This is a genomic window from Micromonospora sp. KC721 (genome assembly GCF_004348355.1).
Classification (GTDB): domain Bacteria; phylum Actinomycetota; class Actinomycetes; order Mycobacteriales; family Micromonosporaceae; genus Micromonospora.
In genome coordinates this window covers 17,066-30,059 of the sequence record NZ_SMJY01000008.1, presented here as the reverse complement: position 1 = coordinate 30,059, position 12,994 = coordinate 17,066, and the positions used below count along the sequence as shown (strand labels likewise).

At 67.5% G+C, this 12,994-nt stretch carries 13 protein-coding genes; 10 read left to right on the top strand and 3 right to left on the bottom strand.

From position 1 onward, the window contains the following. Nucleotides 1-189: 189 nt before the first annotated feature. Complete coding sequence (locus tag E1182_RS02875) at nucleotides 190-888, bottom strand: helix-turn-helix transcriptional regulator (RefSeq protein WP_132261046.1); 699 nt, start codon at nucleotides 886-888, stop codon at nucleotides 190-192. Nucleotides 889-951: 63 nt separating this feature from the next. Here E1182_RS02875 and E1182_RS02870 point away from each other — a divergent pair, with 63 nt between their 5' ends. The 5 genes from E1182_RS02870 (at nucleotide 952) to E1182_RS32660 (ending at nucleotide 5,444) form a co-directional block, all read left to right on the top strand. After that, nucleotides 952-1,614, top strand: coding sequence for a hypothetical protein (locus E1182_RS02870; RefSeq protein WP_132261045.1), 663 nt, complete (start codon nucleotides 952-954; stop codon nucleotides 1,612-1,614). Continuing rightward, nucleotides 1,611-2,348 carry an isocitrate lyase/phosphoenolpyruvate mutase family protein gene (locus E1182_RS02865; RefSeq protein ID WP_132261044.1) on the top strand — a complete coding sequence of 246 codons (738 nt, stop codon included), beginning with the start codon at nucleotides 1,611-1,613 and terminating at the stop codon, nucleotides 2,346-2,348. Before E1182_RS02870 ends, E1182_RS02865 begins: the two co-directional genes overlap by 4 nt. A gap of 1,708 nt (nucleotides 2,349-4,056) precedes the next feature. Next, the gene (locus E1182_RS02855; RefSeq protein ID WP_132261043.1) at nucleotides 4,057-4,281 is read left to right on the top strand and encodes a hypothetical protein; all 225 of its coding nucleotides are present in this window, start codon (nucleotides 4,057-4,059) and stop codon (nucleotides 4,279-4,281) included. A 219-nt stretch (nucleotides 4,282-4,500) separates the two neighbouring features. After that, nucleotides 4,501-4,704 carry a cold-shock protein gene (locus E1182_RS02850; protein ID WP_121398059.1) on the top strand — a complete coding sequence of 68 codons (204 nt, stop codon included), beginning with the start codon at nucleotides 4,501-4,503 and terminating at the stop codon, nucleotides 4,702-4,704. 617 nt (nucleotides 4,705-5,321) lie between these two features. Beyond that, a complete protein-coding gene (locus E1182_RS32660; protein ID WP_256370798.1) occupies nucleotides 5,322-5,444 on the top strand; it encodes a hypothetical protein in 123 nt (40 codons plus the stop codon). A 130-nt stretch (nucleotides 5,445-5,574) separates the two neighbouring features. Here E1182_RS32660 and E1182_RS02845 read toward each other — a convergent pair whose 3' ends face one another. Then, nucleotides 5,575-6,402, bottom strand: coding sequence for an IS5 family transposase (locus tag E1182_RS02845; RefSeq protein ID WP_132261042.1), 828 nt, complete (start codon nucleotides 6,400-6,402; stop codon nucleotides 5,575-5,577). Nucleotides 6,403-7,065: 663 nt separating this feature from the next. Here E1182_RS02845 and E1182_RS02840 point away from each other — a divergent pair. The 5 genes from E1182_RS02840 (at nucleotide 7,066) to E1182_RS02815 (ending at nucleotide 11,909) form a co-directional block, all read left to right on the top strand. Beyond that, nucleotides 7,066-7,833 carry a hypothetical protein gene (locus E1182_RS02840; protein WP_132261041.1) on the top strand — a complete coding sequence of 256 codons (768 nt, stop codon included), beginning with the start codon at nucleotides 7,066-7,068 and terminating at the stop codon, nucleotides 7,831-7,833. A 407-nt stretch (nucleotides 7,834-8,240) separates the two neighbouring features. Continuing rightward, nucleotides 8,241-9,125, top strand: coding sequence for a S9 family peptidase (locus E1182_RS02835; protein WP_132261040.1), 885 nt, complete (start codon nucleotides 8,241-8,243; stop codon nucleotides 9,123-9,125). A 300-nt stretch (nucleotides 9,126-9,425) separates the two neighbouring features. Next, on the top strand, nucleotides 9,426-10,184 hold the full coding sequence (locus E1182_RS02830) for a tyrosine-type recombinase/integrase (protein WP_207921238.1): 759 nt from the start codon (nucleotides 9,426-9,428) through the stop codon (nucleotides 10,182-10,184). A 111-nt stretch (nucleotides 10,185-10,295) separates the two neighbouring features. Further along, nucleotides 10,296-11,003 carry a GNAT family N-acetyltransferase gene (locus tag E1182_RS02825; RefSeq protein WP_165942486.1) on the top strand — a complete coding sequence of 236 codons (708 nt, stop codon included), beginning with the start codon at nucleotides 10,296-10,298 and terminating at the stop codon, nucleotides 11,001-11,003. Nucleotides 11,004-11,549: 546 nt separating this feature from the next. Further along, complete coding sequence (locus tag E1182_RS02815; protein ID WP_132261038.1) at nucleotides 11,550-11,909, top strand: antibiotic biosynthesis monooxygenase; 360 nt, start codon at nucleotides 11,550-11,552, stop codon at nucleotides 11,907-11,909. A gap of 179 nt (nucleotides 11,910-12,088) precedes the next feature. Here E1182_RS02815 and E1182_RS02810 read toward each other — a convergent pair whose 3' ends face one another. After that, complete coding sequence (locus E1182_RS02810; RefSeq protein WP_132261037.1) at nucleotides 12,089-12,394, bottom strand: hypothetical protein; 306 nt, start codon at nucleotides 12,392-12,394, stop codon at nucleotides 12,089-12,091. Nucleotides 12,395-12,994 lie beyond the last annotated feature (600 nt).

Here is a 12,994-nt window from a genome sequence, read left to right as displayed (position 1 = left end):
GGCGGCTGCGCGTTCCGTGCCCACGCGCCGAGATGCTGCTGCGCTGCGGGCACCGACTCCCCCGTGGCCACGACCGTACCCGCAACACGATCGTCGCGGCCGATCGCTCGACCGCTTCGATCACGACATGGGACACATGCGGAAGCAGCTTCTGCGGCGCGGTGTTCGTCCGCCGCTTGGGCGCACCGGTCAATTGACGTCGGAGAGTCCCAGGAGGGCCCGCAGCGCTGCTCTTCCATCTGGGGTGAGCCGCACCGCCCGGCCGGACCCGATCCGCATCACCCAATCGTTGCCGAGGAACGTCTCACACAGCTTTGCCCCGGCTAACCCGGCGAGGTGCTGCCGCCGTTCCGTCCAATCGAGGCATCCGCGTGCGAGGGGTCGTTTGCCTGGCCGTAGGTCCTCCGGACTCAGCCCGAGCGTGTCGGTGAGCCAGGCCTGGCCGGCTGTGGTGAGGGCGAAGCCGCTGGTCTGGTCCAGCAGCCCCTTGTGGGTCATCGCGTCGGTCACCGCGACACCGAGCCGTCCGGCGAGGTGGTCGTAGCAGGTGCGACCACGTCGCAGGGCCGAGTTCGCAGTCACCGCCCGCAGCCCTCGCGGCGAGGCCGGGCGGTGCTCGATCCGGGCCGCCAGGTCTTCGAGAAGCTGCGCGACGGAGGCGCTGGCGAGCTGTACGTATCGGTGACGGCCCTGGCGCCGCTCGACGAGCAGCCCGCCGCCGATGAGGCGGTGCAGGTGCTCGGTCGCTGTGGAGGGCGCGATGCGTGCGTGCGCTGCCAACTCGCCTGCAGTCCACTCGCGCCCGTCGAGCAACGCGAGGCACATCGCTGCCCGGGTCTCGTCGGCCAGCAGAGCCGCGAGCGACGCCAGGTCCGAGGCTGAGATCACCTGCCCAGCCTAGGTCGTTTCCTTTCGGCCGCCGCCGAACGATTCCGGCCGTAACCTCGCCTCATGCAGCAGATCAACGGCCGCGACGCCGCCTTCGCCCTCCTGAACGACGCAGCCTTCGTGGTGCCGCCGGTTCCACCCGCGTCCGCTGGAGTCGCCTGGCTACGCGCAACGGTCGGCCGGTTCAGCACCGGAGAGGCCCACGAGCGCCGGCGCGCGATGTCAATCGCGATCCTGGACGCGATCGCGCTGGAGTCCCTCCGAGGCTACGGCCCGATGCATCCGGTGGCGGCCCTCGCCCGGGAGATGGGCGTCGGCGAACCCGTCGTGGACCTGGTGCGCAATGTCGCGCAGGCGTACCAGCCGGGAACTGGCGATGAATTTAGGGCGGACGCGGCGGTCGTCCGGCTGGTTGCGCTCTTCGGTGGCGTCTTCGATGAGTCGACCGCAGCCCGCATCGGGCTGCTCGTGCAGGCTTGCGAACCCACCATGGCCCTGATCGAACGGACTCGGCACCGCCCCGTCGGCGACGTGTTGCGAGACGAGCCGCCGGTCCCGGCGACCAAGCGGCAGGCGCTGGTCAGGACCACCGTCGGCGACGTCACGGTCGAAGCCGGCGAGGTGGTGCAGGTGAGCCTGGCGGGCGATCTGGCGTTCGGGTCCGGGTCACGCCGCTGCCCCGGCCGTGCACACGCCCTCGCCCTCGTCGAAGGAGCCTCCAGTTGAGGAACTTCGCCGCACTCCACCGCACCGGCGAACCACTCGTCCTGCCGAACGTGTGGGATGTCGCCTCCGCCCGCTGTCTGGTCGAGGCCGGCTTCCCCGCGCTCGGCACCACCAGCCTCGGCGTCGCGGCCGCAACCGGCCTGCCCGACGGCGCCGGCGCCACCGAGGATGAGACGCTGCGTCTCACCCGCCGTCTGGCGAGGCTCCCGGTCCACCTCACCGTTGACATCGAAGCCGGTTCGGTCACCGCCGCAGTCGCCGTGGCCGCGGCCGGTGCGGTCGGCGTCAACATGGAAGACGCCATGCAGCCGGCCGAGGCGCATGCGGCACTGATCCGGTCAGTGAAGCAGGAGGTACCGCAGCTGTTCGTCAACGCCCGGACCGACACCCATTGGCAGCGACCGGGCGACCTCGCCGAAACGCTGCGCCGGGTGCGGCTCTACACGGACGCCGGCGCCGACGGAGTGTTCGTTCCCGGCCTGGCGGAGCCGGCCGACATCGCCGCCGTCGTGGCAGCGGTCGACGTGCCGGTCAACGTCCTGTTCCTGCCCGTCCGGCACACCATCGCCACCCTGGCAGACCTGGGCGTGCGACGGGTCAGCACCGGCTCCCTGCTCTTCCGCGCCGCCATGGCCGCGTCCGTAGACACGGCGGCAGCCGTCCGGGACGGCCTCGCCATACGACCGAACCTACCGTCCTACGCTCAGGTCAATGCCTGGTCGCCGCCAAAGTGAGGCCAGCGGCGCCAAGCCTTCGAGGATCAAGATCCAACACCCGGTCATGCCACCAACCGGGCGTTACGCTGCGTGACGGGCCTGGGGGTGAGGCTGAACGCTGGGTCGTTTCGATGACAGGACCCCTTGGTGCCAAATTTGCGCACCCGGTCGGCGTCGAGCAGGCAACAGAGACTGTTACGGGCTTTCCGCACGCTCGTGGGTCGGCGGCTACCCGGACGTCGCGAAAGTCCAGGACGGCCTCCCGAGCGACGCGAATGAGCATTGCAAGGTTGCCACGTGCCCGCCACCGGTCCATCAGCCACAGGGCGGCCGGCCGGCCAAGCACGGCGGCGAGTTCGCCTTCTGCGACCCGGCACCTGGGGCGCCGAGCAGGCGGTCACGGTCACCGACACCCGCATCTACGGCCAGGCCCGGGCCCAGACCCAGATCGGCTGCATCCGCGGCTGACCCGCCGGGCCGGCTGGGTGGGCCACGGCGGGACGTTGCCGATCATCGCCGGCACGGTCATCCGGCTCACCATCCATCGAGCACCTGCCCAGCCGGGACACGTCGAAGTCGACCTGCCTGTGGTGGTCCAAGACCGAGGCCACCGCCGCCGACGTTGACGGCTCGCATTGGATCCTGAATCGCGAGGGTCCCGACATGTTCCAGCGGTCATCGCTGACGTCGAGCCCGATCGGATCAAGGGTCGTTGGAGGCGTCTGAGGATCGCGGGTCGACCTGGCGCAAGGATTTCGGCCAGGTCTTCGAGCGCGGCTAAATCTGGCGGGTGATCGACGAGCACCTACGGTGAGCGTGGGGGCGCGAGCTGCACGGTCCACGTTCGGGCTGTCCCGACGACCGCAATTGCCCGGCAGAGGAGGTCGCAGCCCAACTTCGGACTTCCTTCTGCGAAGCCGCGGTTGATGAAGCTGATCGCTCTCGGGTGGTCACCCGTTTCAAGAGCATTCTCGAGCCCGCTGGTCAGGACCGCGGCGAGCGCGGCGTGAAAACTGTCTGCCCCTCTTTCGCGAAGAGTCTTGGCGGGCTCGCGCAATGGTGACGGAGAGACCGCGGGCGGGGCTAACACGAAAGTCATGTACTTCTCCTGTGGTTCGGTCTCACTCGATCAGGCCAGTCAGACTGGCCGCCCACCTGCGGCCGCAAGGGCCTCGTCCTACCGCGCTGGGGAGAATTGCTGATTGTTTCCGGCAATGCGGTGGCTGACGACCTGGGCATGTCGCTGACGGGACGCCGACGCGCGTAGCTGGTCGTCGCCTTGAACGGATGCGGCATCGTCTGTCAGCATACTGAACTGTCGGTGGCGGTCGGATAGTCTGCCAACGCCCGTCCCTCACACCTCGAAGCTGCCCTGTGGACACTGTCGAGACCGCGCTGGCAGCACGCCCGGTAGGCGCTGGCCCGCCAACGACGTTGACGAACCGATTCACCACCCACTCTACGCACACTACCCGCAGCGCTGCCGCTGCCAGCTCAGCGAGCTGGTTCCGGCGGCGATCAATGTGGCTCCCTCGGTGAGGATCGACACGACCTCGTCTCGTGTCCACTGCCACGTCCGCCCGAGTGTCGCCCATCGTCCGAGCCTCGCCTGTCTGGGACCCGCAACAGTCGTTGCACCTTGGGTTGAGCTGCTGCCCGACTCGACTGGAGGAGCCCGCGACAGCGCCCCTGTCCCTGGCATCCCCACTCGACTAGCTTCTATGACATGGCAACTACGGTGCTACGCGTCCGGCTCATCGGCGGCGACCGCATGGACGTCACGTACGACAAACCGGACGTCTCCGATGAGGACGAGCTTGTGGAACACGTGATCTCGACGCTGGCGCAGGACTCCGCAGAGCTGCGCACTAAGCACGGCGACCGGCTCGTCGTGCTCTACGGCCGAGGCGTCGCAGCGATCGAAGTCGCGCCTCGCGGTGCAGTGCTATGACGGAGGCCGCACGTACGAAGCTGCGGCGAGCGCCAGGGTCTGTGCTATGGTTGCCCAGTTGCAGTTTTGATTTCCGTAGACGTTTCGGCGCCTGATGGGTTAACCAAAACCCACCCAGGTGCTTTTTTTCGTTTTCGTGTCGGTTCCGGCGCGGGTGATCAACGCGGCGGCGCGCGAGCCCGCACAGTGCGGGCTCCAACAGCCTGCGAAGGAGCAGACATGGCTACAGGTACCGTGAAGTGGTTCAACGGCGACAAGGGCTTCGGCTTCATCAGCCAGGACGGCGGCGGCGCCGACGTTTTCGCCCATTTCTCCGCAATCTCGGCGAGTGGCTTCCGCAGTCTTGAGGAGAACCAGCGGGTGGAGTTCGACATCACCCAGGGCCCGAAGGGCCCGCAGGCGTCGGATATCCGCTCGCTCTAATCCACGCACTGCCGCAGGCGGCCTGACTGGTTCAGCAGGCCGCCGTTCGGCGCATCTAGCATCATTTGTTCAGGCTCGTTTTGTGATGTCTCGTGGCCTGCGGCCCGTGCCTTCCCTGCGACGTGCCGTTCCAGGAAGGCATAACATGACCGCGATCACCACGTCACCGCGTACACCCGACAACCACCCGGCAACGGTCGTCGACAGGTTCGGCCCCAGCCGGCACCCGGTTGCCGGCGCTCCGCGTTTGCAGAGCCTGACCCCTGCCGCGGCCTACGGTCGCATGGCACAGTTTCTTGCTCCGTGCACCGCGGAAGACGAGAAGCCCGCGCCCCGTGCATCCGACTGCGGTGAGGTGGCGATGCATCGATTGCGCCACCCATTCACCCTCGCAGCCGACACGACGCCAAGATCCGGGCAGCCGACAAGCAGCTACGCCAGCTCATCACCGAGCACGGCAACACTCTGACGCTCTGGCGGCAGGATGGCAACGCAACCCCCGTCGTCACCGATCGGGTTGATGCCCTGTCCAGGGTTCTGACGCTGGAGTCTGGTGTGGTGCACAAGCAGACCTATACACGGACGAGCCCAGCTCGTATGCCCGCTGGGAAGCCAACGTGCTGTCCCAGATCGCGGACCTGGCCGACTTCACCGATCAGGAACCGCTGAACCAGTACGCCCGGTTCGGCATCGACGCGCCCCGTCCAGCCAGGTGTGTGCGTGCCACGGACCTGCGCTGAGTACGAGTAGCCACATCCGGCAGGAGGCAGCCGGGGCCCGGCCGACGTCCAGGAGGCGTTGGCGGCGCCTCGCACCCGCGGGTCGTGCAGCTCACGTCCTCTTCGTGGTCGGGTTTGCGCCATGTCCCGGTCAGGTACGCCAGGACGGCGTTGTATCACCAGTCAACTGTCGCGACATGACGTCGGTCATCGCCCACAGGATCATCGCTCGAGAGCGCTGCGGCAGCGTCTCGTAGTCGCGAGCCAGCCGGCGGTGGGTCATCAACCAGCCGAAGGTCCGCTCGACGCACCACCGTCGAGGTAGGACGGTGAACCCCACCGCGGACGGATCTCGCCGCACCACCTCGACATCGATGCCCCACGCCGCGCCATGCGCGACCACCTGCTCGTTGTATCCGCCATCAACCCATGCCTTCACTACGGCCGGATGCGCCGGGGCGAGCTCGTCCAAGACCCGCCGCCCACCAGCCGAGTCCTGCACACCGGCAGCGGTGACCAGCACGACCAGCAACAGCCCGAGAACGTCCACCGCGACGTGCCGCTTACGGCCCTTGATCTTCTTGGCCATGTCGACGCCCTGCGACGACTCCGGCACGTTGCCTGAGGTCTTCACGCTCTGCGAGTCGATGATCGCCGCGCTGGGCGCCGGGTCGCGTCCGGCCGCGACGCGGATCTTCTCCCGCAACGCGTCGTGGATCGCCTCAGCGGTACCGTCGGCCTCCCACTTGGCGTAGTAGTCGTAGACCGTCTTGTACGGCGGGAAGTCATGCGGCAGGTACCCCCACGCGATCCCGGTCCGATTGACGTACAGGATCGCGTTGACGATCTCGCGCAGGTCGTGCCGCACCCGCGCGATGCCCAACCCGACCCGCCGTTGCCGCCATTCGGCCAGGATCGGTGCCAGCAAAGCCCAGCGGGCATCGGACAGGTCACTGCGGTACGCACGACGAGCACTCATACCGCCTCAACGGCCGCAGCCGACCGACGGTAACAACAGCCGAGATCGGTATCAACCGGCATCAGATGCCCACTAAGGGACACGTCGGGCTCTGGAACCGTCCGTCAGTGCACCCGGGCCGCACCGGTAAATCGGGACGTCAGCGGCCCGCGTACTCGTCGGACGCCGGCTCCACGATCGTAATCTCTCACCGGCAGGAACGGCGGCGACGCGCAACCATCTGCCGCCGAACGTGTGCGCTGGCCCACGGGAGACCATCACAGTCTGTGGTCGACGCTCGCGCCACCTGGCACCCTGAATGCCGATGAGAGTGCGTCAATCACGCGCCGCCAGCCGGCTACCGGCGGACGTACGTGCGGAACTGCTGCGCCAGCTTGCTGAGGGTATCCACATCAGCACGGCCGCCGACTGTTGATCATGAGGACCGGTCCGTGTCTGCGCTGGTCGGCGTCGCAAGCGACGTTCACAGATGGCTCCAGAGGGCGCCGCTCGCTGCCGGAGCCGCATAATAGCTGGCCAGAGCCATCTCGGTGATTTCCCTCAGGAAAAGGACACACCCGAGGCCGGGCACTTGCTGGGGGTCGTTTCGTGGCAGGTCCGGCACGCCGGCCAGGACGGCTACCGACAGGTCGGCCCGCTCGCCAGGGTCGATATCCTGTCTCGGTGGTGCTACTGGGCAAGGCGTTCCTCATGCTCGCCGGTCTGGTCGCGGTACTCGACGTGCTCGGCGCGACGCGCCTCAAGGCGGCGGCTGAGCGGGCCGGGGCGCGGCGTGACCGGATGCTCGGCCGGAAAGACGAACTCACGGCATCGCGGTCGGTAGCCGGGCTCGCCTACCAGATGGGGGTCCACGCTGCCTCCGGGCTCGGACCGCCGCCCGGCAGCGAGCGGTTCTTCACACCGGACCAGTACCACCATTGGGCGACCCGTACCCGCGCGGACCTGTCCGGAGAGGGCCTCATCGGCGAGCGAACCGATCATGCCGTGGCCGCCGGGCATTTCGAGCGACGGGCGCATCCACTGTTGGCCGACTGCGTCGGCGCCGACGAACTAGCCACGAATGCACTCGCCGCCTACACGGCTGCCCGCGACGGCATACAGCGGCGGGCCCAGCGGATTTTCGTGACCGGCGCAAGCATCGGGGTGCTCGGCCTGCCGTTCGCCATCGGCGCCGCCCTGCTCACGGGGCAGGGTGCGCCGGGCGTGGTAACCGCGCTGGCCGTCGCCATGGCGATCATCTTCGGCGCCATGGCGGTCGCGGCAACGAACGCCGTCTGGGTCCTGGCCGCATTTCAGGCGCGGGTCAGCCACGGTGTGTTCGTCGTGCTCCTGCGCGCGCTCGGCCGCAATCAGGACGGCTTCCCCGTACGGATCACCGCCCTGACCCTGTTCGTGGCCGGTTCGTTCCTGGACATGTCCGCCGAGTTCTAACGAGCTGCGGGGTCAGGGTGGTGGGAGCCTCGGCCCCGAGACCGCGCCGGCCCTCGCCGTGCTCGTCAACCGCGGAGCGCAGACGTTGGACGCTTCTGCCCGGCCAGCGACTCGCTCCCTGACCGAAGGACAACCCGCCCTCTTTCGCTTACCCACCTTGGGGGAAGAGCTTTCTTTCCGCCTGACGAGGTCGGGATAGGTAACGAAGACGACGACCTCTTCTGCCGCGGTCCGATCGCTGCGCTGCGTCAGATGTTGTTGATCGGCGGCGCTCTCGGACGTTCCGGTGACAGTGCATGTCGGTGCGTGGAAGGCCGAACACCCGGTTGGGCGCTCAACTTTGATGGCCGAATCACACCGCTCAGGCTGGGAACAGCGTCGTTTTCTGTGACTGATTGACTCGCCGCATGGAGCTATTCATCGATGCTGGCGACGTGCCCCTACCAGCCACGCTGGACGTGCCGCCGGACAGGCCGGCGCGTGGCGCGGTCGTCGTCCTGCACGGCTCTGGCATGCCGCAGCGCTCGTATTTCCTGTACGAGCATGTAGCGCGTGCGTTTCCTGCGGCCGGCGTGGCGGTGCTGCGCTTCGACCGTCGTCCGCGTGAGCAGGGCGACGTGCCGTACGCCGTCCAGGCCGACGACGGCGTGGCGGCTATCGCGGAGGTGCGCCGACGCATCGGCGACGTCCCGGTGGGCCTGTGGGGCTGGAGCCAGGGCACCTGGCCCGCCTCCGCGGTCGCGGCCCGTCGGCCCGAGTTGGTCTCTTTCCTCGTGTTGGTGGCCAGCAGCGGTGTGAGCCCGGCGGTCCAGATGCGGTACGGGACGGCGCAGCAGCTGCTCCTACACGGCTACGGAAGCGCGGAGCTGGCCGACCTGACCCACCTGCGAGAAGCACTCGAGAGCGTCGTACGCGGGCACATCGACCGGGAAACCGCTCAGGCGGTCATCGACCGGTACGCCGACCGGCCGTGGTTTCCACTCGTGTACGTCCCGCGCGACCTGCACAGCCATCCCGGCACATGGGACGATATGGACTACGATCCGGAGCCGGTCATCGCGCAGGTGCGCTGTCCGACGTTGCTGTTCTACGGCGAGGCCGACGAATGGACTCCCGCCGAGGACAGCATCGCCGTATGGCGGCGCGCCGCCGCTACCAGCGACCTGACCATCCACCGGCTTGCCGGCTGCACTCACCTGCCGACCGTCGGCGGGGCCGACGCCCTCAAGGCCATCAGCTCCGACTACAGCAGCACGATGCTCGCCTGGGTCCAGGAACGAATCAATCGCTGAGCGGCATACGCAACCACCCGAGCGCCGCGTCGCGGGTCCGTACTGACATGCCGCTCCGGGCGGGCTGGTGTTCATCGCCGGTGGTGGCGCACGGTGATGTATGGCTGCCTCTCCTGCTTCCGCTTCCCCTGTCGTACTGGCCGATCAACTCGTTGTGCGCGCCGAGGTGTCGGCCTTCCTGGGCCGTTACCGTGGCCAGACTCGCGTGCACACCGACTCCGACCTGCGCGTCTTCCTGCGCTGGTGCGCCGACCACGACCCGGACCCGCTGACTGCGGCGCGGTGGACATCGAGCGGTACATGCGCTGGCTGCAAGACGTACGCCGTCACCAGCCCTCGACCGTATCCCGCCGACTTTCCGTCGTGGTGGGCTTCTACCGGGCCTGCGTCATCGACGCCGTCGGCGGAGCACTCGCCAGCCGACGACCTCCGCCGGCCCACGGTGCCGGCCGAGTCACCGACCCTCGGACTGCGCATCTGCAGTTCGAGGCCCTGATCACCACCGCCCGACAGTCCTCGAACCCGAACGACTTCGCCCTCGTCGCGCTCCTGGGCCTGCTCGGCTTGCGGATCGTCGAAGCCTGCGGGTCGACCATCGCCGACCTGGGCGAGGGGCACGGCCACCGGGTCCTACGCGTCCGCGGCAAAGGCGGCAAGGTCGTCCTCGTCCCGCTGCCACCTGCAGTGGCCCGAGCCATCGACCGGGCCGTCGACGAGCACACCGCCGGGCCGATCCTGCGCAACATCCATGGTGGGCGGATGGACCGGCACGCCGCGACCCGCCGACTCAAACACCTCGCCCACACGGCGGGGATCCGGATGCCGAGGATGCACCCGCACATGCCGCGCCACACCTTCGTCACGACCATGCTCGACGCCGGCGTCAGCCTGCGCGACCTCCGTCGCATCGAGACTCGTCCGGAGCCCTTGCCCGACGTGCAGATCGCCGCCCGCCACGCCGACCCGAGGACCACCATGCGCTACGACCGGGCCCGCAAGAACCTCGACCGGCACCCCGACTACATCCTCGCCGCGGACATGGCCTCCGGGACGGAGTAAACGCTCGCGGCTTTGCCGATGACAGTGCGCGGGGCAAGAACGCGTGGGAACCCTCCGTGATGCCCGACACTTCCGTGGTCTTGTTGCACATGACTTGCAATAATGTTGGTGATGATCGACGAACCCGACACCTCCGTGTTCCTGGATGCCGGAAGAACGTGTCCGACACTTACCCACAGTGCTCAGATCACCATGCCCGAACTGGTCATGGCGTGGGGTCGTGGCTGGGCCGTCTCCCGTGGTGTGCCCGGTCCCGTTGAAGTCCAGGGTGGCTTCCGAGCCGATGTGGGCAGACCCGGGCACCGAGTCCGGTACGTGCTGCACACCTGGGACACCGACTTGCTTGAGGCCCTCGACCGGCAGGTCACCGCACCTGGAACCTGGATCAAGGTCAGTGGATGCGCTACCGATCTGCGTGGTGCTCTGTCCACACGCTGGACCATGGAAAGCAGCGGCTACCTGATGACCGCTCAGTTCACGGTAGGTGCCGTCGAGCCCCCGAGTCCGTACGAGACCAGAGTTGCGACGGACGGCGAGGTCGTCGTTGCGACAGTCGTCGACGCCACCGGCACCGCGGCTGCCTCCGGCCGCCTGGCACCTGCCGGCAAGTGCGGCGTCATCGACCAGGTGGAAACCTCGCCGGCGCACCGGCGCCGAGGGCTCGGCACCACTGTCATGCGGGCGCTGAGCGACCATGCCGCGCGCAACGAACTGGCTACCGGCATCCTCGTCGCTACCGAAGACGGACGCCGCCTGTACCGCGCCCTTGGCTGGACCGTGCAATCTGAGATCGCGGTGGCATACGTCCGGGAAGACTGACATGCCAGGCACCGAGCCAGAGGGGCATCATCGAAAGGCGTACCGGCACACGGACGTCGCTCCCACCAGTCGACGCGATCTCAGCTTGATCTGAACCCACGCATGTCACTAACCGTGACAACAGTGGCACGGTTAGGGGGTTTGCCGACGTCGCAGCGGGGTGCTGATCTGCGGTTGCGTGATCCGGGTGGCCATTCGGACTACGCCTGCCCGCTTTCTGTGCACCGGCCGGCAGCGCGGTCGTGGGCCCAGGTTTCCGAAACCCTCGGCGGACGCGAGCAGGAGTAAGCCGCTCGGGTGGCGCTGCCCGCCCCCAAAGGCGGCGCAGGTCCGCGGCGAGGGGGCGGGCGAGTCGCAGCTGAGCGTAGGGGCAATGATCATCCAGGTCCACCGGTCGGCCGCCTGCGTATCGACACGCCTGCGAGGTGCGCATCTTCGATCGCTGAGCACGTGCTGTCGGTGTTTCCTGTGTTCAACGCCCTTGATCTCAACTGTGGTTGAGGTTGCACGATGAGCCAGCAAGCCCGATTGACGAGGAGCATCTACGTGAGCACGGACGGCTTCTACTCGATTATCGACTACACCGTCGACAGCGTTGACACCCAGCGGGAGCTGGTGGATGCCTTCGCGGAGATTCAGGAACGGTGGGTACGTTTCTATCCCGGCTACCGGTCGGCCCGCTTCCACGTCAGTACCGACGGCACCCGCGTGTACAACATCGTGCACTGGGCCAGTGAGGCCGACTACCGCAACTTTGTGGAGACCTCGGACACCGAAGGCCGCATGGCCGCCATCCGCAAAGCTTTGGAGGGCCTGTCCGGCGAGGCGGAAGCCCGTATGAGCGGCGCCCCTACCTACACCGTCGTCCGCGAAGTCGGCCCCGGGCCACAGCGCCTCGGCTCGTGACCGAACCGGAACCGGCTCAGCCCGCGCCCGGCGTCGGTCACGTCCGGGAGCAGCTCGACGTCATCGCCGGCATGCTCGGACGGCAACCACCGACACACTGAACACCGAGCAGAGCCGCACGTAAACGATCTACACCAGCCGACGGGACGCGGCCCGAGGCCGATCAGGCCGACACTTGATCAGTCGACGCACATCGCCTGGTGGGTGGAGCGGAAGACCCACGTGCCGCCACCGGGGGACATATAGATCAGCATTGTATAGTACTGCCCGTCCTTGCAGTCGTGGCCGACTGCAAGGACGGCTGCCCGGGCCCGCTGTTCGGCCGCTGCCTTCCCGGCCGCATAGGTGTTGCCCGCCCCGTCGACAGTGGCGCTGCGGGGGGTGTCATAGTCGTCGGCATGCGCGGCCACGGGTGTGGTTGCCAGGCCGAGCGCCACTGCTGCTGAGACGAGGCCGAGCCGGCGGAGCCAAGTGACTTTTCGCATGCTTCTCCTTCGAGGGTCGCTAGATCGATTATTATGAATTTTCGAACAGACCGATGTGGGGCGGTATTGGCCACTCGGTCACTAGAGTGCGGCCATAATGTCGTTGTCCACACGGTGGCAAGGTCCTGATCGGCGTTGACTCCTCGAGGATCGGGTCCAGGTAGTCGGCTAGCTTGATCTTCAACCTGTGCGTCGTGGCCTCGGGCTATTCGAGGTTTTCGTCTTCTTGGTGCTGCTGTTCGGCTTGTTGCTGGTAGCGGCGGTGACGATGTGGACGTCGTGGCCGGCGGGTCGGTGGCGGGTGGGGTGTCCGGGCGCGTCAGCGGCATGGATGTGGTTGCTGGCGACTGGGACCGGATCAGCGCTCAGGAACGGTCGTTGACGACGAACTTCAGCTCGTGATTCGTCGGGCCGGGTTCGGAATGCTCGCCATGCCCGAGGCCGTGGCCCACTGGGGCACATGGCTCCTCTTCGGGCTCCTGCTTCTCGGCGCGTTGATGAACGTCGCCTCCTCAAGCACCTGGGTGCGATACTTCTGGGGCCCGTACGCACTGATCATGGCCGGCCTGTGCTTTGCCGTAGCCCGTAGCAACGCAACCT

Bases quoted from the DNA above. Each gene is read 5' to 3' on its own strand.
- E1182_RS02870 (WP_132261045.1), top strand. From the start codon at position 952: ATGCAGCAGATCAACGGCCGCGACGCCGCCTTCGCCCTCCTGAACGAC.
- E1182_RS02825 (WP_165942486.1), top strand. From the start codon at position 10,296: ATGATCGACGAACCCGACACCTCCGTGTTCCTGGATGCCGGAAGAACG.
- E1182_RS02810 (WP_132261037.1), bottom strand. From the start codon at position 12,394: ATGCGAAAAGTCACTTGGCTCCGCCGGCTCGGCCTCGTCTCAGCAGCA.
- E1182_RS02835 (WP_132261040.1), top strand. From the start codon at position 8,241: ATGGAGCTATTCATCGATGCTGGCGACGTGCCCCTACCAGCCACGCTG.
- E1182_RS02845 (WP_132261042.1), bottom strand. From the start codon at position 6,402: ATGAGTGCTCGTCGTGCGTACCGCAGTGACCTGTCCGATGCCCGCTGG.
- E1182_RS02855 (WP_132261043.1), top strand. From the start codon at position 4,057: ATGGCAACTACGGTGCTACGCGTCCGGCTCATCGGCGGCGACCGCATG.
- E1182_RS02830 (WP_207921238.1), top strand. From the start codon at position 9,426: ATGCGCTGGCTGCAAGACGTACGCCGTCACCAGCCCTCGACCGTATCC.
- E1182_RS02850 (WP_121398059.1), top strand. From the start codon at position 4,501: ATGGCTACAGGTACCGTGAAGTGGTTCAACGGCGACAAGGGCTTCGGC.